The sequence below is a fragment of the Pseudomonas sp. PL-6 genome (assembly GCF_054110165.1).
The window spans coordinates 73,545-94,836 of the sequence record NZ_CM134189.1; the positions used below are offsets into that span (position 1 = coordinate 73,545).

The 21,292-nt window shown below is 68.1% G+C and carries 21 protein-coding genes; 8 read left to right on the forward strand and 13 right to left on the reverse strand.

Annotation, left to right across the window (positions count from 1 at the left end; all coding sequences use genetic code 11):
• Positions 1-114 precede the first annotated feature (114 nt).
• The 3 genes from ACW9UL_RS00340 to ACW9UL_RS00350 are packed head-to-tail and all read left to right on the forward strand — an operon-like array spanning position 115 to position 2,214.
• Entirely contained in the window at positions 115-915 is an 801-nt protein-coding gene (locus tag ACW9UL_RS00340; protein ID WP_457788476.1) for an alpha/beta fold hydrolase, read from the forward strand.
• 57 nt (positions 916-972) lie between these two features.
• Entirely contained in the window at positions 973-1,851 is an 879-nt protein-coding gene (locus ACW9UL_RS00345; protein WP_457788477.1) for an alpha/beta fold hydrolase, read from the forward strand.
• A gap of 3 nt (positions 1,852-1,854) precedes the next feature.
• The gene (locus ACW9UL_RS00350) at positions 1,855-2,214 is read left to right on the forward strand and encodes a DUF7079 family protein (RefSeq protein ID WP_457788478.1); all 360 of its coding nucleotides are present in this window, start codon (positions 1,855-1,857) and stop codon (positions 2,212-2,214) included.
• 4 nt (positions 2,215-2,218) lie between these two features.
• On the opposite strand, the gene ACW9UL_RS00355 is transcribed toward ACW9UL_RS00350, so the two are convergent.
• The 5 genes from ACW9UL_RS00355 to ACW9UL_RS00375 all read right to left on the reverse strand — a co-directional run bounded on the left by ACW9UL_RS00355 (position 2,219) and on the right by ACW9UL_RS00375 (position 7,135).
• Complete coding sequence (locus tag ACW9UL_RS00355; protein ID WP_122110153.1) at positions 2,219-2,614, reverse strand: DUF3301 domain-containing protein; 396 nt, start codon at positions 2,612-2,614, stop codon at positions 2,219-2,221.
• Between the two features lie 229 nt (positions 2,615-2,843).
• On the reverse strand, positions 2,844-3,329 hold the full coding sequence (locus ACW9UL_RS00360) for an acyl-CoA thioesterase (RefSeq protein ID WP_021445701.1): 486 nt from the start codon (positions 3,327-3,329) through the stop codon (positions 2,844-2,846).
• A gap of 144 nt (positions 3,330-3,473) precedes the next feature.
• Positions 3,474-4,205, reverse strand: coding sequence for a substrate-binding periplasmic protein (locus tag ACW9UL_RS00365; RefSeq protein WP_457788479.1), 732 nt, complete (start codon positions 4,203-4,205; stop codon positions 3,474-3,476).
• 50 nt (positions 4,206-4,255) lie between these two features.
• Positions 4,256-5,623 carry a glutamine synthetase family protein gene (locus tag ACW9UL_RS00370; RefSeq protein WP_397498169.1) on the reverse strand — a complete coding sequence of 456 codons (1,368 nt, stop codon included), beginning with the start codon at positions 5,621-5,623 and terminating at the stop codon, positions 4,256-4,258.
• A 120-nt stretch (positions 5,624-5,743) separates the two neighbouring features.
• Entirely contained in the window at positions 5,744-7,135 is a 1,392-nt protein-coding gene (locus ACW9UL_RS00375; protein ID WP_457788480.1) for an aspartate aminotransferase family protein, read from the reverse strand.
• A gap of 250 nt (positions 7,136-7,385) precedes the next feature.
• Between ACW9UL_RS00375 and ACW9UL_RS00380 the strand changes: the two genes are divergently transcribed.
• The gene (locus tag ACW9UL_RS00380) at positions 7,386-8,039 is read left to right on the forward strand and encodes a GntR family transcriptional regulator (RefSeq protein ID WP_021443679.1); all 654 of its coding nucleotides are present in this window, start codon (positions 7,386-7,388) and stop codon (positions 8,037-8,039) included.
• 116 nt (positions 8,040-8,155) lie between these two features.
• Here the strand turns inward: ACW9UL_RS00380 and ACW9UL_RS00385 are convergent, their stop codons facing one another.
• The 3 genes from ACW9UL_RS00385 to ACW9UL_RS00395 form a co-directional block, all read right to left on the reverse strand.
• A complete protein-coding gene (locus ACW9UL_RS00385; RefSeq protein ID WP_021443680.1) occupies positions 8,156-8,563 on the reverse strand; it encodes an SMI1/KNR4 family protein in 408 nt (135 codons plus the stop codon).
• 76 nt (positions 8,564-8,639) lie between these two features.
• Positions 8,640-9,008: a VOC family protein gene (locus ACW9UL_RS00390; RefSeq protein WP_021443681.1), complete on the reverse strand. Its 369-nt coding sequence runs from the start codon at positions 9,006-9,008 to the stop codon at positions 8,640-8,642.
• Positions 9,009-9,107: 99 nt separating this feature from the next.
• Positions 9,108-9,950 carry a Tim44 domain-containing protein gene (locus tag ACW9UL_RS00395; RefSeq protein WP_457788481.1) on the reverse strand — a complete coding sequence of 281 codons (843 nt, stop codon included), beginning with the start codon at positions 9,948-9,950 and terminating at the stop codon, positions 9,108-9,110.
• A gap of 145 nt (positions 9,951-10,095) precedes the next feature.
• On the opposite strand from ACW9UL_RS00395, the gene ACW9UL_RS00400 reads away from it, so the two are divergent.
• Complete coding sequence (locus tag ACW9UL_RS00400; RefSeq protein WP_031303080.1) at positions 10,096-10,731, forward strand: FMN-binding negative transcriptional regulator; 636 nt, start codon at positions 10,096-10,098, stop codon at positions 10,729-10,731.
• A gap of 153 nt (positions 10,732-10,884) precedes the next feature.
• Here the strand turns inward: ACW9UL_RS00400 and ACW9UL_RS00405 are convergent, their stop codons facing one another.
• From ACW9UL_RS00405 to uvrD, 3 genes are all read right to left on the reverse strand, one after another.
• The gene (locus ACW9UL_RS00405; RefSeq protein ID WP_457788482.1) at positions 10,885-11,463 is read right to left on the reverse strand and encodes a TetR/AcrR family transcriptional regulator; all 579 of its coding nucleotides are present in this window, start codon (positions 11,461-11,463) and stop codon (positions 10,885-10,887) included.
• Positions 11,464-11,588: 125 nt separating this feature from the next.
• Positions 11,589-12,680, reverse strand: coding sequence for a TRAP transporter substrate-binding protein (locus tag ACW9UL_RS00410; RefSeq protein ID WP_457788483.1), 1,092 nt, complete (start codon positions 12,678-12,680; stop codon positions 11,589-11,591).
• A 58-nt stretch (positions 12,681-12,738) separates the two neighbouring features.
• Positions 12,739-14,922, reverse strand: a complete 2,184-nt coding sequence (uvrD, locus tag ACW9UL_RS00415; RefSeq protein ID WP_457788484.1) for a DNA helicase II — start codon at positions 14,920-14,922, stop codon at positions 12,739-12,741.
• Positions 14,923-15,152: 230 nt separating this feature from the next.
• On the opposite strand from uvrD, the gene ACW9UL_RS00420 reads away from it, so the two are divergent.
• A complete protein-coding gene (locus ACW9UL_RS00420) occupies positions 15,153-18,035 on the forward strand; it encodes an EAL domain-containing protein (protein WP_457788485.1) in 2,883 nt (960 codons plus the stop codon).
• Between the two features lie 121 nt (positions 18,036-18,156).
• Positions 18,157-18,819, forward strand: coding sequence for a hypothetical protein (locus tag ACW9UL_RS00425; RefSeq protein WP_457788486.1), 663 nt, complete (start codon positions 18,157-18,159; stop codon positions 18,817-18,819).
• Positions 18,820-18,835: 16 nt separating this feature from the next.
• Here the strand turns inward: ACW9UL_RS00425 and ACW9UL_RS00430 are convergent, their stop codons facing one another.
• Entirely contained in the window at positions 18,836-19,261 is a 426-nt protein-coding gene (locus ACW9UL_RS00430; RefSeq protein ID WP_122110162.1) for a VOC family protein, read from the reverse strand.
• A 288-nt stretch (positions 19,262-19,549) separates the two neighbouring features.
• Between ACW9UL_RS00430 and ACW9UL_RS00435 the strand changes: the two genes are divergently transcribed.
• Positions 19,550-20,404: a LysR family transcriptional regulator gene (locus tag ACW9UL_RS00435; RefSeq protein WP_457788487.1), complete on the forward strand. Its 855-nt coding sequence runs from the start codon at positions 19,550-19,552 to the stop codon at positions 20,402-20,404.
• A 73-nt stretch (positions 20,405-20,477) separates the two neighbouring features.
• Here the strand turns inward: ACW9UL_RS00435 and ACW9UL_RS00440 are convergent, their stop codons facing one another.
• A complete protein-coding gene (locus ACW9UL_RS00440; RefSeq protein WP_457788488.1) occupies positions 20,478-21,248 on the reverse strand; it encodes a MetQ/NlpA family ABC transporter substrate-binding protein in 771 nt (256 codons plus the stop codon).
• Positions 21,249-21,292: the final 44 nt, after the last annotated feature.

The following is a 21,292-nucleotide window of genomic DNA, read 5'->3' on the forward strand; positions in this document are numbered from 1 at the left end:
TCCATTATTAGAAAGTTGTCTGGAAAGTTGATGGATTAACGCCCGGTGGATGATTCCTTTATTGCGAGTCAGGGCACTTTATTGTTTGTCGTTAATTAAGGAGTCGAGTGAGCTATGGACTATCTGCATTTGCCCTCTGGCCGTATCGCCTATATTTGCCGCGGCCAGGGCCCTGCGGTTCTGCTGCTGCACGGGCTGGGCTCTTCCTCGCTCGACTGGCAACCGCAGATCGAGCACCTGGCCCGGCACTATCGGGTCTATGCCCTGGACCTGCGTGGCCATGGCCAGAGCGCGCCGCTGCGTGCGCCGGTGAGCCTGGCCGAGCTGGCGGCGGATGTGGCCGACTTCATCCGTGCCCTGGATATCGAGCCGTGCGTCCTGGTCGGCATCTCCATGGGCGGCATGCTCACCTTCCAGCTGCTCGCCGATCACCCCGAGCTGCTGCGCGCGGCGGCGGTGGTCAACAGCGCGCCGAGCTTTCCGCTGGACAGCTGGAAGATCCGCGCCCAGGTCGGCCTGCGCCTGCTGCTGGTGCGCGCGCTCGGCCTGCCGACGCTGGCGCGGCTGCTGGCCGGCAAGCTGTTCCCCAAGGCCGAGCAGCAGGCGCTGCGCGAGCAACTGATCGAGCGCATCGCCGGCAACGATCGCACCTCCTACCTGCACGCGATGCGTGCCATCCCCGGTTGGAGCGCGCTGCCGCGGGCAGCGCAGGCGGATATCCCGCTGCTGGTGGTGGCCGGCGACCGCGACTACACGCCGCTGGCCTACAAGCGCGCCTATGTCGCCCAGTTGCGCAACGCCCGCCTGGAGGTGATCGAGGATTCCGGCCACGCCACCCCGCTGGACCAGCCGCAGCGCCTCAACCAGCTGCTGCAGGCCTTTATCGCCGAGCATTCGCCGCCCGTGCCGGCCTGACGCGGCGCCGGCGCGCCGCTACACTGGCCAGCCGTCATTGGCTGCGGCTGGTCCTCTATGCAACTGCTTCCCTGGTCCCATTCCTGTTCCGCCGGTTTCACCCTGCGCGGCTGGCACAGCCCGCCCTCGGGCAAGCCGCTGCTGCATTTCCTGCACGGCAACGGCTACTGCGGGCGGGTCTACGAGCCGATGCTGGCGCGGCTGGCCGAGGACTTCGACCTCTGGCTGTGCGACGTGCAGGGCCATGGCGACAGCGATCACGGCGGCCGCTTCCACGGCTGGAACCGCAGCGCCGAGCTGGCGCTGGAGGCCTTCGAGGCGCTGCGCGCGCCGTTCGGCACGGTGCCGCGCTTCGCCCTCGGGCACAGCTTCGGCGGCGTACTGACCAGCCTGATCCTGGCCCGTCACCCCGAGCTGTTCCGGCGCGCGGTGCTGCTCGATCCGGTGCTGTTCAGCCCGGCGATGATCGGCGTCATGGCGCTGTCCGACGTGGTCGGCCTGGCCCAGCGCAGCGGCATGGCGAGCAAGGCGCGCAAGCGCCGCCGGCAATGGCCGGATCGCCCCGCCGCGCATGCTGCGCTGCACGGCCGCGGCATGTTCCGCGGCTGGGACGAGGCGGCTTTTTCCGCCTATATCGAGCATGCGCTGAAGGAGGTGGCGGACGGCGTCGAGCTCAAGTGCCGGCCGAGCCGCGAGGCCGAGATCTTCGGTTCCTATCCGCGCCGCCTGTGGCCGTCGCTGGCCAAGGTGAGCACCCCGACCGAAGTGATTCACGGCGCGCGCAGCTATCCCTTCGTCGCCCGCTCGGTGGCGCGCTGGTGCGCGGGCAATCCCCATGTACGTGGCCAGGTGGTGCCCGGCGGGCACTGCTTCATGCAGGAGCGGCCGGCCGACAGCGCCGAGCGGGTGGCCAACTTCCTGCTGCAGCGTGGCTAGGTCGTGAGCGCCGAGCGCGAGGAGGTCTGGCTGGCGCTGTCCGACCTGTGGCTGGACAGCGAGCTGGACGAGCCCTGGCTGCGCAGCATCGCCGCGGTGCTGCGCAACAGCGGCCTGAGCCGTGCGGAGCTGGAGCGAATCTTCCACTACGAGGTGGCGCCGGTGGTGTGGCTCAACCACTGGGTGACGGCCGGGGTCTGGGGCGCCTTCGACCGTGACTGGCTGGTGGAGGGCTGTCGGCGCAACCAGGCCCGTGGACGCTGGCATCGCGGCTGTTGCCGGCTGCTGCGCTGGCCGATGAGCTACGGCTGCCGCGGCGAATGGCGGCAGGTGCTGACGCTGCTGGATGACGCCGAGGGCTGAGGGCTCACTCGGCCTTGCGCCGCCAATCCTCCAGGCGAATCACCTTGTCGCTGCCCTGGGTCGCCACCGGCTCCGGTTGGGCCTCGAGCACCGGGTGCGGCTGCAGCTCGATACGCCCCAGGTGCTGGCCGAACATGCTGATCTGCCCGCGCAGGCGCTGCTCGCCGGTGACGGTGAACTCGAAGTCGTAGAGCCGCGCCAGGCGCCGGTGGCCGCGGGCGTCGCGCAGGATGGCCAGGCGGCGCAGGGCCACCGCGCCGTCCAGCAGCTCGACGTCGAGCCTTGCGCAGTGCTGCTTGGCCAGGCTCAGGGCGCGTTCGCGAATGCCGTGGCCGCGCCACAGCCAGGCGCAGAAGGCGGCGAACAGCATCAGCAGGAAGACATCGAACAGATCGATCATTATGACTCCGGCGGCGGGAGAGAGAGCTTAGCAGGCCGTTGAAAAACTACCTACGTTGCCATTGCTGCGTTAAAAACAGACTCGGAATGCTCATTTACAGCTCGTAAACTCCGCTTCCTCGCCTGTTTTTGCCTTGCACTGGCTGCCTCGCCTACGTTTTTCAACGGCCTGCTAGCCTATCTGCCGCCTGCTTCTCAGCCCATGCGGTCGGGTGGACGCTGGGTGGCTCTCAGCTTTTCTCTTCGCTCAGTGCCTGGTAACGCTGCTGCAGTTCGGCGCGGATCTGCCGGCGCTGCGCCGCCTGGCGCTGGCGGCGCAGGCCGTCGGGGGTGTCCGGCTGCAGCTCCGGTACCGGCGCCGGGCGGCCCTGTTCGTCCACCGCGACCATGGTGAAGAAGCAGCTGTTGGTGTGGCGCACCGAGCGCTCGCGGATGTTCTCGGTGATCACCTTGATGCCGATCTCCATCGAGGTGCGTCCGCAGTAGTTGACCGAGGCGAGGAAGGTGACCATCTCGCCGACGTGCACCGGCTCGCGGAAGATCACCTGGTCCACCGACAGGGTCACCACGTAGCGCCCGGCGTAGCGGCTGGCGCAGGCGTAGGCGACTTCGTCGAGGTACTTGAGCAGGGTGCCGCCGTGGACGTTGCCGGAGAAGTTGGCCATGTCCGGGGTCATCAGTACGGTCATCGTCAGTTGTGCGGTTCCGGCTTCCATAGGTACTCCGTGGGCGGGGTTGGGCGGGACGCTGCAGGACGCCTGCTGTCGTGCCGGCTCGGTGCCGGGATCGCGGCGGCCTCCTGCAAGGACGCCGGCGGGCGCTCGCGCGCCACAGTCCGCGCCCGGTTTGGCCGCCGAACGTCAGCGCAGGCCGTACTGCGCCTTGAGCCGCTGCACGCTGGCGTCCTGCTCGACGAGGAAGCGGTCGAAGCGGCGGATCAGTTCCGGGTGGCGGTAGCTGCTCAGGTGGAAGCTGGTGTAGATCAGTGGCAGTTGCTGGTCCAGCTGCAGGTAGTCGCTGGCCAGGCCCATCTCGCCGAGCTGATAGCGCACCACCTGGGGGTTGGCGTAGAGCGCATCGAGCCGGCCGCGGGCGACCATGCGGATCAGGCTCTGGATATCCTGGATCTCCACCAGGTTCACCTCGCCCTTGGCCAGCAGCGGTTGCCAGGCCTCGGCGCTGAAGCCGCGCACCGTGCCGAGCTGGCGCACCCGGGCCAGGCCCTGGCCGCGCCGTTCGGCGAGCACCAGGGTGCCGTCGACGATCTGCGCGGCGGCATCGCTGTAGTGCAGGCGCCGCCCGGCCTTGGCCTGGCGTGCCCAGGCCGGGTTGTCGGGGAACAGCAGATCGAGACTCTGCTCGTCGAGCAGGTTGCGGTACAGGCGGTTGATCGGCTGCGGCAGCAGTTCCAGGGTCAGGCCCTCGTGCTCGGCGAAGGCCTGCAGCAGGTCGAGGCAGTAGCCTTCGGGCGGGCTGCCGGCGACGGCGCGGTAGTAGGGGAAGTAGTCGTGCAGCTCAATACCGACGCGCAGCGTCTCGCCCTGGCCCAGATTGGCCAGCAGTGCCAGAGCCAGCAACAGCCAGCGTTTCATGCGTTTCTCCCCGCCCCTCGCCGTAGCAAGCTTAGCCCAGGGGGCGGCGTTCAGGCGTGGCTCAGGTACCAGCGCCAGTCCTGTTCGCCCACCTCGCCCATGAACTGGCGGTACTCGGCCCATTTGATCGCCAGGAACACCTTGAGGAACTCCTCGCCCAGCGTCTGTTTGGCCCAGGCGGAGTTCTCCAGCGCGCGCAGCGCGGTGAGCCAGTCGGTGGGCAGGGTCTCGCGCGCCTGCTGGTAGCCGTTGCCGATGATGGCCTGGCCCGGGTCGATCCGCTCGCGGATGCCCTTGTGGATGCCGGCGAGGATCGCCGCCGCGGCCAGGTAGGGGTTGGCGTCGGCGCCGCAGATGCGGTGCTCGACGTGGCGACTCTTGGCCGGCCCGCCCGGCACGCGGAACGACACGGTGCGGTTGTTCACCCCCCAGCTCTTGGCCAGCGGCGCGTAGCTGTTGGCCTGGAAGCGGCGGAAGGAGTTGGCGTTGGGGCAGAAGATCGCCAGGGCGTCGTCGAGCGTGGCCATCATCCCGCCAATCGCATATTTCAACAGCGGCGTGCCCTGCGGGTTTTCGCTGGCCATGAGATTGTTGCCGTCCGCGTCGGCCAGCGACACGTGCATATGCAGGCCGCTGCCGGCCTGGTCGCCGAACGGCTTGGCCATGAAGCAGGCCTGCAGCCCGTGCTTGTTGGCCACGCCCTTGACCAGGCGCTTGTAGCGCACGCCTTCGTCCACCGCCTGCAGCGCGTCGAAGCGGTGCTCCAGGGTCAGCTCGAGCTGGCCGGGGGCGTATTCGGAGATCGCCGTGCGCACCGGCAGGCCCTGCGCCTCGCAGGCGGCGTAGAGGTCGTCGAGGAACGGCTGCAGCTGCTCCAGCTCGTACACGCCGTAGACCTGCGGCGCCTGCGGGCGCACACCGTTCATCTGCAGCGCCGGTTGCGGCCGGCCGCAGGCGTCGCGGGTCTTGTCCAGCAGGTAGAACTCCAGCTCCACCGCCATCACCGGGTGGTAGCCGTCGGCCTTGAGCGCCTCGATGGCGCGCACCAGCACGTGGCGTGGATCGCCCGGGGTAGCCGGCAGGCCTTCGGTCGGGTGCATGCTCACCTGCAGCTGGCCGGTGGGCACCGCGCGCCAGGGTTGCAGGCACAGCGAGCCGGGGATGGGGTAGGTCCAGCAGTCGGCATCGGCCACTTCCCAGACCAGGCCGCTTTCTTCCACGTCCTCGCCCTGAATGGTCAGCGACAGGATCGAACTGGGCAGCGGCCGGCCGTGCTCGTAGATGGCCAGCAGCTCGTCGCGGTGCAGCAGCTTGCCGCGCGGGATGCCGTTAGCGTCGATCAGCATCAGCTCGATGCTGCGTACCTCGGGGTGGCGTTCGAGGAAGTCGCGGGCTTCCTGGGGGTTGGCGAATTGCATGGTGGTCTCTCACCTGATGGGCACGTTGTGCACCGGGGCGTAGGGTGGATGGCGCTTTATCCATCCACCGGGTATCGGTGGCCTGTTGGTGGATGAAAAGAGCGTCATCCACCCTACGGATTATTCGCGGGCGCCGGGAATGGCCAGCAGCTCGGTGAGGGCCTGGTCGAGCATGCCTATCAGCTGGTCCACATCCTGCTCTGTGGTCGAGGGGCAGCACAGGGTCATATTGTGGAAGGGGGTGATCAGGATGCCGCGGTTGATCAGGTACAGGTGCAGGGCCATCTGCAGCTCGTCGTGGAAGGCCGCCTCGGCCTCGGCGCCGGTGCGCGGCGCGGTGGCGCAGAACTGGAATTCGCAGCGTGCGCCCAGCTCGGTCACCGACCACTTGAGCGCGTGCTGGCCGATCAGGCGGCGAAAGCCCGCCGCCAGTCTGGCGGCCAGCGGCAGCATATGGGCGTAGGCGGCCGGGGTCATCACCTGTTCCAGGTTGGCGCGCATGCAGTGCATGGCCAGGGCGTTGGCCGACAATGTGGTGCCCATGCCGCTGTGGCCGTGGCCATGGCTGCCTTCGCTGGCGCGTTTGCGCGCTTCGGTCATGGCCTCGGCCATCGCCGCGCTGCAGCCGAAGATGCCGCAGGGCACGCCGCCGGCGATGGGTTTGCCGACCACGAAGAAGTCCGGCTCGAGATCCCAGAGTTTGGTGCAGCCGCCGATATCGGTGGAGATAGTGTGGGTTTCGTCGATGATCAGCAGCGCGCCGTATTTGCGGGTCAGCTCGCGGCACTGATGCATGAAACCCGGCTCGGGCAGGACCATGCCGATATTGGTCATGGCCGGCTCGCAGAGCAGGGCGCAGACGTCGCCCTGGGCCAGCGCGGCCTCCAAGGCGGCGACATCGTTGAACGGGATCGAGCGGCTGTACTGGGTCAGGTCATAGGCCTGGCCGACCAGGCCGGAGCGGGCCACGGTCTGGCCATCGCGATGGCGCACCATCACGTCGTCCACCGTGCCGTGGTAGCAGCCGTCGAACACCAGCAGGGTCTTGCGCTGGGTAATGGCGCGGGCCCAGCGCAGCACATAGCGATTCGAGTCCGTTGCCGTGGCGGTCACCTGCCAGAACGGCAGGCCGAAGCGCGCCGCCAGCAGCTCGCCGCAGACCACCGCGTCCTCGCCCGGCAGCATGGTGGTCAGGCCGTTGTTGCCCTGTTCGGCGATGGCCTTGGCGATCGGGTCCGGCGAGTGGCCGAACATGCTGCCGGTGTCGCCCAGGCAGAAGTCGATGTACTCGTGGCCGTCGACGTCGTAGAAGCGCGCGCCCTTGGCCCGCTCGACGAACAGCGGCACCGGGGTCGACCAGTCGGCCATCCAGTGCATCGGCACACCGCCGTACAGCGAATGCTGCGCGCGCTCGGCCAGGGCGACGGACTTGGGGTTGCGGGCCAGGAACAAGGCGCGCTCGGCGGCGGCGAAGCGTTCCACGGCGGCGGGGCTGATAGCGCTGGCGGTCATCTGGGCATACCTCGGTAAGAATCTGACGGTATGATATTTTGTGATCACATATTAGTAAATGATGTCGATGAATCCGCTATATTTCGCCGATACACGGTTTTTTGGTGATCACAAATAAGGTGCGCCAGTTCGTCGCTTAGGCACAAAGCGGCGTCTGGAGTACACTCGTGCACATTTTTCACGGAGGCCGCCATGCGTGACTGTAGCCTGACCCTTGCCCAACTGCCGGCGCCGCCGCTGGAGGCGCTCGATGGCCGATAACCTGCAGGAGCAGCTGTACCAGAAGATTCGCGAGGGCCTGCTGGCCGGGCGTTTCCAGCCCGGCGAACGGCTGAAGATCCGTGACCTGGCGGCGCAGTGGGGCACCAGCCCGATGCCGGTGCGCGCGGCGTTGCAGCGGCTGGTGGCCGAGGGCGCGCTGGAGGGCGAGCCGCAGCGTTCGGTGCGGGTGCCGGCGATGACCCGCGAGCGCTACGAGAACATCTTCCAGGTGCGCCTGGGCCTGGAAGGGCTGGCGGTGGAACTGGCCACGCCGCGCCTGCAGGCGGCCGATCTGGCCCTGCTGCGCGACTGCGTGGCACGCATGGATGCGGCCATCGAGCAGCGCCAGGTGCAGGACTACCTCCGCGCCAACAGCCAGTTCCATCTGCACCTGTACGCCGCCTGCGGCAACCCGGTGCTGCTGCGCTCGATCGAGTCGCTGTGGCTGCAGATCGGCCCCTTCTTCAACCGCCTGTTCACCGGCGCCGACCTGTCGCTGCGGCTCAACGACTTCCACGAGGACGCCTTCGCCGCCATCGAGGCCGGCGACGCCAAGGCCGCGCGTCAGGCGATGGAGCAGGATCTGCTGTACTTCGCGCGCTTTTTGCTCAACCTGCTGGCGCTGGAGCAGGGCGAGGGGTGAGGCGCTGCTCCCCAACGGCGTCGGGGGCAGTCCTGCAGGCTGGGTTAGCCGCCAGCATGGTCAGTGCGGCGGGCGGCACTTTCGCGGCGGGGTGACCCAGCGCCGCTGCCCGGCCCTCAGCTTTCCAGCCAGACGTCGCGGCACCAGTGCCACACCGAGTCCCAGCTCTCGTCGGTCAGCTCGCCCTCGTCGCCGTCCCACAGCCAGACCTGGCCTTCCACGTCCACCGCGTAGTAGTCGCGGCCGCTCTGGCACAGCGGCACCAGGTCGCGCGGCAGGCCCAGGCTCCAGGCCTCGGCGGCCACTTCCGGCAGGTAGGTGTGCGATTGCGGGTCGCTGGCGGTGACCGGCTCCAGGCGGCCGTAGACCACGTCGCTGACCTTGAGCAGGAACTCGCGCAGCTCGAAGGGCAGGTGGATGAGGATCTGCTCCTGGATCTCCACCAGGGTTTCCTCGTCCGGCAACTCCAGCGGCACCGGCACCGGTTCGTTGAGTTCGCGCAGCTGTTCGATGACTTCTTCCACGGGGGCAACCTCCTGATCAATGCGGCGGGCTTTATACCCCAACAGCCTGCTGGGGCGGTATCGGTGCGCGACGGCTTCAGCCGGCGTGGAAGAAGGCCAGCTTGTTGCCGTCCGGATCGCGGAAGTAGCCGATATAGAAGCCGGGCATGCGTTCGCCCGGTGCGCCTTCGTCGCTGCCGCCGAGGCTCAGCGCCTTGGCGTGCAGTTCGTCGACCTTGGCCCGCGAGCCCGCCACCAGGGCGGTCATGCAGCCGTTGCCGACGCAGGCCTGCTGCTGGTCGTAGGGCAGGCAGACGCCGAACATCGGCTGCTTCATGCTGGTGCCGAACAGGGTCAGCCGGCCGATATCTACCAGCGGCTTGGCGCCGAGGCCGGCGAGCAGCTCGCCGTAGAAGGCCTTGGCCTTGTTCAGGTCGTGGGTACCGACTGTGGTGTATCCGATCATCCGCGCGTGCTCCTCGAGGTAGGCGCTATCACTCTAGCCGAAAGTCGACGGGCAAAAGAAACCCGGGACAAGCCCGGGTTGCTGTGTTGCGCGGCGCGATCAGTTCTGGCGGATGCCGGCGATCAGCCAGGGCTGGTTGTCGCCCTGGGCGCGTTCCAGGCGCCAGCTTTCGCTGAACGGCTCGCCCTGGTCGAAACGCGAGGTTTTGGCCACGCCGCTGAAGGTCAGGGTGGCGGTGGTCTTCTCGGCATCGTCGTCGACGCCGTCCAGCTGCACGGCCAGCTCGTCGATGTAGGTGGACTGGAAGCCCTCGCCCAGTTCGGCACGTTCGCGCTTGAGGAAGTCCAGCAGCTGCGGGGTGACGAACTCGGCGATCTTGTCCATCTCGTCGGCGTCCCAGTGCTGCTGCAGGTTCATGAAGTGCTCGCGACCGGCGGCGATGAAGCTCTGCTCGTTGAACCAGGCCGGGGCGTTGATCACCGGACGGGCCGCGGCAGCGGCGTTGCCGCCGAAGATCGAGGTCGGCGCGGCGCTGGCCGGCATTTCGCGCTGGTAGGGTGCGCCGGCCGCGGCGACTTGCGGCTGCTGGCGGGCGCGACGGGCGGCGAGGAAGCGGAACAGCAGGAAGGCGATCAGGCCGAAGATCAGCATGTCCATGATCTGCAGGCCTTCGAAGCCGTCACCCATGAACATCGAGGCGAGCAGGCCGCCGGCGGCTAGACCGGCCAGCGGGCCGAGCCAGCGCGAGGCGCCGCTGGCGGCGGCCGGTTGGCGACCGGCGGTCGGGGCGGTGGCGGCCGGCTGCGTGGGCTGGGCCTGACGGGTCTGGTGGCTGGGCGCGGAGCCGAACGACTTGCCGCCGCCGAAGCGCTTGGCATGGGCCTCGAAGCTGAAGGTCAGGGCCAGGCACAGGACCATGGCGATACTGAGGAAACGCTGCATCACGGTTTTCTCTCTGGTGGAAAGGCGTGGCGGCATCTTGCCCGGCATGGGCGGCGATGACTAGTGACAGAATGTTTCCGGCTTTTGCTTTGCGCCGCGACGGTGCAGCATGGCGGTCGAGTCGAGCCTGTCCGGAGCCGCCACCTTGTATCAGCCGAAAGCCTTCGCCGTGAGTGATCTTGCCGCCCTGCACCAGTTGATCGAGCAGAGCCCGCTGGCGACCCTGGTCAGCCCGGGCGCAAACGGCCTGCAGGCCAGCCATCTGCCGTTGCTGCTGGTGGCGCAGGAGGGCGAGTTCGGCACCCTCTACGGTCATTTCGCCCGGGCCAACCCGCAATGGCGCGAGCTGAACGGCGACGCCGAGGCGCTGGCGATCTTCCAGGCCGGCGAGGCCTACGTCAGCCCCGGCTACTACCCGAGCAAGGCCGAGCACGGCAAGGTGGTGCCGACCTGGAACTACCAGGCGGTGCACGTGCGCGGCCGGCTCGAGGTATTCGACGAGCGCGAGCGCCTGCTCGATCTGGTCGGCCGCCTCAGCGCCCATCACGAGCGGGGGCGGGCGCAGCCCTGGGCGGTAAGCGATGCGCCGGCCGACTATATCGACGGCATGCTGCGCGCCATCGTCGGCTTCGCCCTGCCGATCCGGCGGATCGAGGGCGTGCGCAAGCTCAGCCAGAACAAGGGCGCCGCCGACTTCGCCGGCGTGCGCGAGGGCCTGGCGCAGTCCTCGCGGGCGGAGGAGCGGCGGATCGCCGAGGCGATGGCGGGTCTGAAACGCTAGGCTGTCGCCGGGCCGCCCAGGCGGTGCGCATCACGGCCTTGTCGGGATTGCGCCCCGGTGTGCGGTTGCTCCTGTAGCCGGATGCAATCCGGGCCTGTGCACGAGGATTTTCCGCGGATTGCCTCCGCGCCGCGCATGCGCGCCATTTCCCCTTCAGCGGCGCAGCAGCAGGGCCAGCGCGCCGCAGCGCAGCTGGCCGCGCAGGAAGGCGCGGAATTCGGCGGCGTCTTCCTCGGGGTGGCGCAGCCAGTGCACGAAGCTGCGCAGGTAGGCGCCGGTGAGCAGGGTCTCTTCGGCGATGCGGCGCAGGTGCAGGGTCTGTCGCCCGGCGGCCTCGCGCCACCACTGCACGGTGCGGCTGACGCGCATCAGGCCGAGCAGCTGCAGGTGGATATGCCCGGGTTCGAGCTTGTACAGCAGCATCTGCCCGGTCACCGCGCGGTGCGCGGCGAGGCTGTCGAGCCAGGCCAGCAGGCAGGCTTCCAGGCGCTGTTCGGCGTTCAGTTCGGCGAGGTCGGGCTGGCGCGCGCGGGCCAGCATGGCCAGGTCGGCGCGGTCGAACCAGGCTTCGACCAGGGCGTCCTTGTCGCGATAGTGCGGGGCGATGTCGTCCAGTCCGGCGCCGAGGGCGGCGGCCACTTCGAACAGGTGCAGGCGCTCCCAGCCGCAGACGTCGGCCAGCTGCAGGGCGCTGTCGAGGATGCGGGCGGGGGTGAGGGCGGCTTTCTTCATCGGTTCACCTCGCCTTCGAGTATGGCCGCGCCGCCGCCAGGCAGGGCCTGAAACGACAAACGGAAGCCGTGGCTTCCGTTTGAGTGGGTAATGGCCCGGATTGCATCCGGGCCGGGCAGTGCCCGTCAGCGCCAGTTATAGAGTTCCTTCTCCGAGACCGAATGCATCGGCGCGGCGAGGGCCTGGAAGGCCTTCATCGAGGCCCAGATGCGGCCGTTCAGCTCGCTCTGCGCGGCCAGCTCGCCGAGCACCACATCGGCCTCGCGCTGCATGGCGTCGAGCACCTCGTCGGGGAAGCGCTTGAGCAGGGTGCCGCTCTTCTTCAGCTGATCCAGGGCCAGGGCGTTGTGGTAGACGTAGTCGTCGAGCATGTCCTGGCTGGCGCCGCGGGCGGCCTCGGTGAGGATCGCCTGCAGGTCGGCCGGCAGGCTGTCCAGGGCCTTCTGGTTGACCAGCAGCTCGAGCACCGCCTGTGGTTCCTGCCAGCCCGGGTAGTAGTAGTACTTGGCCGCCTGCTGCAGGCCGAAGGCCTGGTCGTTGTAGGGGCTGACCCAGTCGGTGGCGTCGATGGCGCCGGTCTGCAGGGCGGTGAACACCTCGCCGCCGGGGATGTTGACGGTGATCGCGCCGAGCTTGGCCAGCACCTCGCCGCCCAGGCCCGGGGTGCGGATCTTCAGGCCCTTGAGGTCGTCCAGCGAGTTGATTTCCTTGTTGAACCAGCCGCCCATCTGCATGCCGGTGTTGCCGACCACGAAGGGCTTCACCCCGTGCGGCGCATAGGCCTCGTCCCACAGCGCCTGGCCGCCGCCCTTGCTCAGCCAGGCATTCATTTCCAGGGTCGACAGGCCGAACGGCACCGAAGTGAAGAACTGCGCGGTGTTGACCTTGCCCTTCCAGTAGTAGGCAGCGCCGTGGCCCAGCTCGGCGGTGCCGCGCGACACGGCGTCGAACACCTCCAGCGGCGGCACCAGTTCGCCGCCGGCATAGACCTTGATGGTCAGGCGGCCGTCGCTCATGGTCTTGACCCGCTCGGCCAGGCGCTCGGCGGCGGTGCCCAGGCCGGGGTAGTTCTTCGGCCAGGCGGTGACCATCTTCCACTGGTAGGTCTGCGCCGGGGCGGCGGTCTGCTCGCTGCCGGCCTGGTCGTCCTTGCAGCCGGCCAGGCCGAGGGCGGCCAGCAGGGCCGCGGTGGCGGTGAAGAGATGACGGCGATTCATCGGGGCTTCCTTATTGTGGGTTCTCAATCCCGTGGTCCGGAGGCGAATCGGGCGATGGTCAAAGCGCCTCCAGCTTGGCGTAGCTGAGCATCAGCCACTTGCTGCCTTCGCTTTCGAAATTCACCTGCACCCGCGCCTGCGCGCCGGCACCCTCGAAATTGAGGATGGTGCCCTCGCCGAACAGGCTGTGACGCACGCGCTGGCCCAGGTTGAAGGGGGTCTGCGGCACGGCGCTGCCGGCGAACAGGCTGCCACCGCCCATCGCACTGGTGCTCATGGGCCGGCTGACGCTGTTGCTCAAACGCACTTCCTGAATCAGCGGTGCGGGGATTTCGCGGACGAAGCGCGACACCTTGTTGTAGGTCTCGCTGCCGTACAGACGGCGGGTTTCGGCGTAGCTGATCACCAGCCTGTGCATGGCACGGGTAATGCCGACATAGGCCAGGCGGCGTTCTTCTTCCAGGCGGCCCGGTTCTTCCAGGCTCATCTTGTGCGGGAACAGACCCTCCTCCATGCCGACCAGGAACACCAGGGGGAACTCCAGGCCCTTGGCGCTGTGCAGGGTCATCAGTTGAATGCTGTCCTCGTTCTCGGCGGCCTGGGTGTCGCCGGCCTCCAGCGAGGCGTGGGTGAGGAAGGCCTGCAGCGGGGTCAGCTCCTCGTCTTCGTCGTTCTCGAAGGCGCGCGCGGCGCTGACCAGTTCTTCCAGGTTCTCCACCCGCGCCTGGCCCTTCTCGCCCTTTTCCGCCTGGTGATAGGCGATCAGCCCGCTCTGCTCGATGACGGTCTGGGTCATCAGGTGCAGGGGCATGGCTGCGACTTTCTCGTCGAGGTTATTGATCAGATCAATAAACGCGGTCAGCGCACCAGCCGCTTTACCGGACAGAGCTTTGGTAGCGAGCATGCGACGAATAGCTGCCCACATCGGTAATTCATGTTCCCGAGCGAACTGACGAATGTTCTCTACCGTTTTTTCGCCAATACCGCGGGCGGGCACATTAATGATTCGTTCGAGAGCGGCATCATTGTCCCGGCCGTCGAGCAGGCGCAGGTAGGCCATGGCGTTCTTGATCTCGGCACGCTCGAAGAAGCGCTGGCCGCCGTAGATGCGGTAGGGGATCTTCTCGCGCAGCAGCGCCTCTTCCAGCACCCGCGACTGGGCGTTGGAGCGGTAGAGGATGGCGATCTCGCTGCGTTTCAGGCCCTCCTTGCGCAGCGCGTCCTCGATGCTCTCGACCACGTAGCGCGCTTCGTCGTGCTCGTTGAACGCGGCGTACAGCGCCAGCGGCTCGCCGTCGTCGCCGTCGGTCCAGAGTTCCTTGCCCAGGCGCCCCTGGTTGTTGGCGATCAGCGCGTTGGCGGCCTTGAGGATGCCGGCGGTGGAGCGGTAGTTCTGCTCCAGGCGGATCAGCTGGGTACCTTCGAAGTCGCTGGAGAACTGCTGGATGTTCTCGATCCGCGCGCCGCGCCAGCCGTAGATCGACTGGTCGTCGTCGCCCACCACCATCAGGCTGTCGCCGCCCTGGGCCAGCAGGCGCAGCCAGGCGTACTGCACGGCGTTGGTGTCCTGGAACTCGTCGACCAGGATATGGCGGAAGCGCCGCTGGTAGTGCTCGAGCAGGCCCGGCTTGTCGCGCCACAGGTCGAGGGCGCGCAGCAGCAACTCGGAGAAGTCGATCACCCCGGTGCGCGCGCAGGCCGCCTCGTAGGCCTCGTAGATGCCGCGCATGGTGGCCAGGAACAGGTCGCCGCCGGCCTGGATATGCTGGGGCCTTAACCCCTCATCTTTTTGCCCGTTGATAAACCACTGCGCCTGCTTGGCCGGCCAGCGCTGCTCGTCCAGACCGAGTTCGCGGATCACCCGCTTGATCAGGCGCTGCTGGTCGTCGGAGTCGAGAATCTGGAAGTTCTCCGTCAGCCCGGCTTCCTGCCAGTGCGCGCGCAGCAGGCGGTGGGCCAGGCCGTGGAAGGTGCCGACCCACATGCCGGCCGGGTTGTGGCCGAGCATCTGCTCGATGCGCGCGCGCATTTCGGCGGCGGCCTTGTTGGTGAAGGTCACCGACAGGATCGAATGGGGCGAGGCGCCCACCGCCTGGATCAGCCAGGCGATGCGGTGCACCAGCACGCGGGTCTTGCCGGAACCGGCGCCGGCCAGCACCAGTTGGCGCCCCAGCGGGGCGGCCACGGCCTGGACCTGGGCGTCGTTGAGAGAAGCGATCAGGAGTTCGGGGTCGTTTTGCATCGCGGCATTCTAGGGGGCGCGGCCACGTCGGGCAAACCGCGCGCGGCGCACGGCGGCAGCTGACGACCGGCGGGTCAGCGCGGCGACCGGCGAACCAGGGCGGCGGCGGCGCGGACGGCCCGTCGAAAGTTAGGCGCGAGCGGGTGAAATTGGTCACATCTTGGTTGGGCGATGCGTCTGTCTCGGGTATTCTGCCGCGACGCCTAGGCACCATTACAAGAAAATCGCCTATGACCGCCACCACTAGCGCCGTAGTCCCTGAAGTGACGCTGGATCCGTACGCGGCCGAACAGCTGTTCGCCACGGATATCGCCGTCGAACGTACCCGCCTGCTCTACCAGGGCTCGCGCCTGCCCACCCTGTTGATGCTGCTCACCGGCCTGGCCTGTGCCTTTCTGTTATGGAGCGAGCAGCGCGCGCCGCTGCTGGCCGCCTGGCTGGGCTGGATGGTGCTGCTGGTATTGCTGCGCCTGGTGCAGGTCAAGGCCTTCGACGCCGCGCTGCCCAGCCGCCAGGCCGAAGCCCACTGGCGCCGGCGTTTCCTGTTCGGCGCCGGGGCCTCGGGGCTGACCCTGGCCTTCGCCGCCATCGTCCTGGTGCCAGCCGATGCCTTCTATCAGCAGGCGCTGCTCTACGGCCTGATCGCTGCGGCGATCCTCTCCGCCAGCGTCGCCTACGCCGTCAGCCTGCCGGCTTTCCTCACCTTCGCCTTGCCCTGCCTGCTGCCCTCGGTGGCCTTCCTGCTGGCCGAAGGCAACAACCTGCAGCGCGGCTGGGGCGGGCTCGGGGTGATCCTCTCGCTGGCCTTGCTGGTGGTGGCCTGGCAGGTCAACCGCCTGGTCCAGCGCAGCCTGCTGCAGCGTTTTCACAACCAGGCGCTGATCGCCAACCTGGAGCACGCCAAGCTGCGCGCCGAGGGCCTCAACGAGGAACTGGCGCGCGAGGTGGAGCAGCGCCGGCGCGCCGAGCGCGAGCTGCGCGGCGCCCATGGCGAGCTGGAAATGCGCGTGGCCGAGCGCACCCTGGAACTGGACGAGGCGACCCACGCCCTGGGCAAGAGCCAGGCGCGCCTGGCCCTGGCCTTGGAGGCCAGCGAACTGGGCCTGTGGGACTGGGATCTGGAAAGCGACCAGGTGCACCACTCGCACTTGCGTGAGCTGTTCGGCCTGGACGCCGAGCAGGTGCAGGTGATGCTGCGCGACCTGACCCCGCGCCTGCACCCGGACGACCTGCCGACGCTGCGCCGCGCCCTAGTCGAGCATATGAAGGGGCGCAGCGACGGCTATCAGGTGGAATACCGGTTCAAGCACGCCGACGGCCATTGGCTGTGGATCGAGGACCGTGGTCGCGCGGTGGAGCGCGACGCCACCGGGCGCGTGCGGCGCATGCTCGGCACCCGCCGCGACGTCAGCGCGCGGCGTCAGCAGGAGCAGCAGCAGCGCCTGGCGGCGACGGTGTTCGAGGCGGCCAGCGAGGGCATCTTCATCCTCGACCCGGACTACCGCCTGCTGGCGGTCAACCGCGCGTTCAGCGCGGTGACCGGCTACGCCCGCGAGGAGGTGCTGGGGCGCACGGTGACCAGCCTGATCGGCAGCCGCGAGATGCGCCGCCAGTACCAGCTGATCCGCCAGGAGCTGGACGGCAGCGGCAGCTGGCAGGGCGAGCTGATCGAGACGCGCAAGAGCGGCGAGCTCTACCCGCAATGGCTGCAGCTCAACCTGGTGCGCGACGCCAGCGGGCGGCCCAGCCATATCGTCGGCTTCTTCGCCGACCTCAGCGCGCGGCGCGAGGCCGAGGAGCGCCTGCGCTACCTGTCGCACTACGACGAACTGACCGGCCTGGCCAACCGCAGCCTGTTCAAGGAGCGCCTGCACGAGGCCAGCCAGCGCGCGCGGCAGAGCGGGCGCAGCGTCGCCCTGCTGCATATCGACCTGGACCGCTTCAAGCTGCTCAACGACAGCCTCGGCCACGAGGTCGCCGACCAGCTGCTGCGGCAGATGAGCCGCCGCCTGACCCAGGCGGTGCCGGAGGCCGACTGCATCGCGCGGCTGTCCGGCGACGAGTTCGCCATCATCCTCGATGCCTACGGCAGCCTGTCCAGCCTGGCGCGGGTGGCCAGCCGGCTGCTGGCCAAGCTGCGCGTGCCGATGGACGTCGGCGGCCACGAACTGGTGGTCAGCGCCTCGCTGGGCATCAGCCTGCTGCCGGACTACGCGCGCGAGATCAGCGCGCTGATCAGCCAGGCCAACATGGCCGTGCAGCACGCCAAGCACCTGGGCGGCAACACCTTCCAGTTCTTCACCGACAACCTGCAGGCCTGCACCCTGGAGCGCCTGCAGCTGGAGAACCAGCTGCGCAAGGCGATCGAGGAGGGCCAGCTGGAGGTGTTCTACCAGCCCAAGCTGTGCCTGGCCGACGACAGCCTGAATGCCGCCGAGGCGCTGGTGCGCTGGCGCCATCCGCAGCAGGGGCTGGTGCCGCCCGGCGAGTTCATCGGCCTGGCCGAGGAAACCGGGCTGATCGCGCCGATCGGCGAATTCGTCCTGCGCCAGGCCTGTCGGCAGGCGCGCGAGTGGCAGCGCCAGGGCCTGGCGGAGATCCGCGTGTCGGTGAACATCTCGGTGCATCAGCTGCGCCAGGGCAACCTGACCAGCCTGGTGCGCCAGGTGCTGGAGGAAACCGACCTGGCGCCGCGCTACCTGGAGCTGGAGCTGACCGAGAGCCAGTTGCTGGACAACGTCGACAGCGTCATCGCCACCTTCCGCCAACTGCGCGAGCTGGGGGTGAAACTGGCGATCGACGACTTCGGCACCGGCTACTCCTCGCTCAGCTACCTCAAGCGCTTCCCGGTGCACTACGTGAAGATCGACCAGACCTTTATCCGCGACCTGTCGCCGGGCGGCGAGGACGCGGCGATCACCCGCGCGATCATCGCCATGGCCCACAGCCTGGAGCTCAAGGTGGTGGCCGAGGGGGTGGAGACCCAGGCGCAGATGGATTTCCTCAAGAGCCAGCACTGCGACGAGATCCAGGGTTTCCTCATCAGCCGGCCGGTGGAGGCCGAGGCCTTCGCCGCCTTGCTGCGTGCGCAGATCGACGCCCCGGTGTACTGAGGCTGTTCCCTCCCTACCCGGGCGCCGCGGGGACGGCCGGGCCGACCGAATCAAAGATGGCTGCCGGCGCGCGCCATCCTGGGAGATGCTGGGGGCTCCCGCTCACGACAAGGAGTTCCCGATGGCCGAAGCCCCATCCCTGAGCCTTGGCCAGCGCCTGCTGCTGGCTTCGCAGCGCATGGCGCCGGTGCCGGTGAAGGCGGCCCTGGTGCAGAAGCTCGGCCCCGAGCAGGCGGCGCAGCTGTCGCCACATCTGCCGCCGGCGCAGCTGCGTGAGCTGATCCTGGCGCTGCCCGTCGAGTTCCTCGCGCAGGTCACCACCCACCTCGACCCGCAGCTGATCCTCGCCACCTACCTCAGCCTGCCCGACAGCCTGCACCTGGAGGTGGCGCGCCGGCTCTGCGTGATCGGCGCCTTCGCCACCGCCGCGCGCTATGCCGAATGCCTGTCGGCCAGGCAGGTCAAGGTGCTGATCTACGGCATCAACGACGCCGACCACGTGCTGCAGATCGCCCGCCATATCCTCGATATCGAGCTGATCGTGCAGAGCCTGCGCAGCTTCTCCACCGCCTACCTGTGCACGCTGACCGAGGCGGCGGCCGCCGACGACAACGTCGCGGTGTCCGCCCGGGTGCTCGCCGGCCTGCCGTTGCCGCGCCAGGCGGATGTCTGCGCCCACCTCAGACCGGCCGTGCTGCGCGAGCTGCTGCCGCAGCTGCTGGCCGCCAACCCGCAACTGCGCGACCTGCTGCCCGAACGCCTGCAGCAGACGATCCTGGCCTAGGCTGCGCCGCCGGCCCTCACTTGGCGAACAGCTGGCCGATATCCTTGAACGCCTTGAACTCCAGGGCGTTGCCGCAGGGATCGAGCAGAAACAGGGTGGCCTGCTCGCCGACCTGGCCGGCAAAGCGCACGTGGGGTTCGATGACGAAGGCCGTGCCACGTGCCTGCAGGCGCTCGGCCAGCGCCTGCCAGTCGTCCCAGGCCAGCACCACGCCGAAATGCGGCACCGGCACGTCGTGACCGTCCACCGGGTTGCGGTGTGCCGCCTCCTGGTGCGCCATCTTCGGCGCTTCATGGATCACCAGCTGGTGGCCGAAGAAGTCGAAATCCACCCACTGCTCGCTGCTGCGGCCTTCGGCGCAGCCGAACAGCTCGCCGTAGAAGTGCCGCGCCGCGGCCAGGTCGTACACGGGAATCGCCAGGTGAAAGGGGGCTAGGGCCATTGCGGAGTTCCTCTTGGTTGTTCGCCTCAGGCTGTTGAAAAACTACCTGCGTTGCCATTGCTGCGTTAAAAACAGGCTCGTGCGCGAGTCCGATCAAAATGCTCATTTACAGCTCGTAAAGTCGCCTGCGACCCCAGCCGTTTTTCGCCTGTTTTTGCGGGGCCGCCATCGGTATTGCACTGGCTGCCTCGCCTACGTTTTTCAATAGCCTGACAGCCTAGCAACAGCCAAATCGATTGAAAGCGGATATCCTTGCTCGCGAGCTCAAATAATTTTGATGGATTGCCGATGCTGCGCGAGTTCAAGACCTTCGTCGCCGTCGCCCGCCTGGGCACCTTCGCCGCCGCCGGTCAGCAGGTCGGCCTGACTCAGTCGGCGGTCAGCGCGCAGATGCGCGTGCTGGAACAGCAGCTGGGCGTGCGTCTGTTCGACCGCAGCGGCCGCGCCGCCGTGCTCAACGCCGCCGGCCGGCATGCCCTGCCGCTGGCCGAGCAGATGCTGGCGTTGTACGCGCAGATGGCGCTGCCGCAGGTGGTGGACCAGTGGCAGGGCGAGCTGCGCGTCGGCGCCATCGCCACCCTGCAGACCGGCTTGCTGGCCGAGGCGCTGCCGCGCTTTCGCCAGCTGGCGCCGCGGGTCGAGCTGAAGCTGGTGCCGGGGGTGTCGCTGCAGCTGCTCAGCCAGCTGGATGCCGGCGAACTGGATCTGGCCCTGCTGATCAAGCCGCCGTTCCCGCTGCCCAAGGAGCTGCTGCAGGTGCCGCTGGCGCGCGAGCCTTTCGTGCTGATCGCGCCGCTGGCGACGGAGGGCGACGAGCCGCTGCGGCTGCTCGCCGAACAGCCGTTCGTGCGTTACGACCGCGCCTCGTTCGGCGGTCGTCAGGTCAGTCGTTTCCTCCGCGAACAGCGCCTGAACGTGCGCGAGGCGCTGGAGCTGGACGAGCTGGAGGCCATCGTGCGTCTGGTGGAGAACGGCATGGGCGTGGCCCTGGTGCCGCGCGCCGGGCTGTGGCTGCAGCGGCCGACGCGGCTGCGGGTGCTCGAGCTGGGCGAGCTGACCTTCCACCGCGAACTGCTCGCCCTGCTGCGCCGCGCTCAGCGCCAGCCGGCGCTGGATTGCCTGCTGCAGTGCCTGCAGGCGTAGACACCCTGCGTGCGCAACCTGCAGAAAAAAGCCCGCACGGCGGCGGGCTTCTGGATCGGGCAGTGGCTGCGGCTTAGAACGCCGGCACCACGGCGCCCTGGTACTTCTCGGCGATAAAGGCTTTGACCTCGGCGCTGTTCAGCGCCTTGGCCAGCTTCTGCATGGCGGCGCTGTCCTTGTTGTCCGGACGGGCCACCAGCAGGTTGACGTAGGGCGAGTCGCTGCCTTCGATGGCCAGGGCGTCCTGGGTCGGGTTGAGCTTGGCTTCCAGGGCGTAGTTGGTGTTGATCAGGGCGAGGTCGACCTGGCTCAGCACGCGCGGCAGGGTGGCCGCTTCCAGTTCGCGCACCTTGATCGCCTTGGGGTTTTCGACGATGTCCTTGGGCGTGGCGAGGATGCCGGCTTCCGGCTTGAGGGTGATCACCCCGGCCTTTTGCAGCAGCAGCAGGGCACGGCCGCCGTTGGTGGCGTCGTTGGGGATGGCCACGGTGGCGCCCTGCGCCAGCTCGCTCAGGTTCTTGACCTTACTGGAGTAGGCGCCGAAGGGCTCGACGTGCACGCCGACCACGCCGACCAGCTCGGTCTTGCGGCTGGCGTTGAACTCGTCCAGGTAGGGCTGGTGCTGGAAGAAGTTGGCGTCGAGGTTCTTCTGCTGCACCTGCAGGTTGGGCTGCACGTAGTCGGTGAATACGCGCACCTTGAGTTCCACGCCTTCTTTGGCCAGCGCCGGTTTGACGAATTCGAGGATCTCCGCGTGCGGCACCGGGGTGGCGGCGACGTTGAGGGTTTCGGCCTGGGCCGAGAAGGCCGCGCAAGCGGCCAGGGCAGTCAGCAGTTTCTTCATTTCAAGGTTCCTTTTGGGAAGGTTCGCGCGGGTCCCGCGGGTGG

Bases quoted from the DNA above. Each gene is read 5' to 3' on its own strand.
- ACW9UL_RS00360 (WP_021445701.1), bottom strand. From the start codon at position 3,329: ATGGAAGCCGGAACCGCACAACTGACGATGACCGTACTGATGACCCCG.
- ACW9UL_RS00380 (WP_021443679.1), top strand. From the start codon at position 7,386: ATGGCCGATAACCTGCAGGAGCAGCTGTACCAGAAGATTCGCGAGGGC.
- ACW9UL_RS00345 (WP_457788477.1), top strand. From the start codon at position 973: ATGCAACTGCTTCCCTGGTCCCATTCCTGTTCCGCCGGTTTCACCCTG.
- ACW9UL_RS00420 (WP_457788485.1), top strand. From the start codon at position 15,153: ATGACCGCCACCACTAGCGCCGTAGTCCCTGAAGTGACGCTGGATCCG.
- ACW9UL_RS00390 (WP_021443681.1), bottom strand. From the start codon at position 9,008: ATGATCGGATACACCACAGTCGGTACCCACGACCTGAACAAGGCCAAG.
- ACW9UL_RS00425 (WP_457788486.1), top strand. From the start codon at position 18,157: ATGGCCGAAGCCCCATCCCTGAGCCTTGGCCAGCGCCTGCTGCTGGCT.
- ACW9UL_RS00340 (WP_457788476.1), top strand. From the start codon at position 115: ATGGACTATCTGCATTTGCCCTCTGGCCGTATCGCCTATATTTGCCGC.
- ACW9UL_RS00370 (WP_397498169.1), bottom strand. From the start codon at position 5,623: ATGCAATTCGCCAACCCCCAGGAAGCCCGCGACTTCCTCGAACGCCAC.
- ACW9UL_RS00410 (WP_457788483.1), bottom strand. From the start codon at position 12,680: ATGAATCGCCGTCATCTCTTCACCGCCACCGCGGCCCTGCTGGCCGCC.
- ACW9UL_RS00440 (WP_457788488.1), bottom strand. From the start codon at position 21,248: ATGAAGAAACTGCTGACTGCCCTGGCCGCTTGCGCGGCCTTCTCGGCC.
- ACW9UL_RS00435 (WP_457788487.1), top strand. From the start codon at position 19,550: ATGCTGCGCGAGTTCAAGACCTTCGTCGCCGTCGCCCGCCTGGGCACC.
- ACW9UL_RS00405 (WP_457788482.1), bottom strand. From the start codon at position 11,463: ATGAAGAAAGCCGCCCTCACCCCCGCCCGCATCCTCGACAGCGCCCTG.
- uvrD (WP_457788484.1), bottom strand. From the start codon at position 14,922: ATGCAAAACGACCCCGAACTCCTGATCGCTTCTCTCAACGACGCCCAG.
- ACW9UL_RS00375 (WP_457788480.1), bottom strand. From the start codon at position 7,135: ATGACCGCCAGCGCTATCAGCCCCGCCGCCGTGGAACGCTTCGCCGCC.
- ACW9UL_RS00365 (WP_457788479.1), bottom strand. From the start codon at position 4,205: ATGAAACGCTGGCTGTTGCTGGCTCTGGCACTGCTGGCCAATCTGGGC.
- ACW9UL_RS00430 (WP_122110162.1), bottom strand. From the start codon at position 19,261: ATGGCCCTAGCCCCCTTTCACCTGGCGATTCCCGTGTACGACCTGGCC.
- ACW9UL_RS00395 (WP_457788481.1), bottom strand. From the start codon at position 9,950: ATGCAGCGTTTCCTCAGTATCGCCATGGTCCTGTGCCTGGCCCTGACC.
- ACW9UL_RS00355 (WP_122110153.1), bottom strand. From the start codon at position 2,614: ATGATCGATCTGTTCGATGTCTTCCTGCTGATGCTGTTCGCCGCCTTC.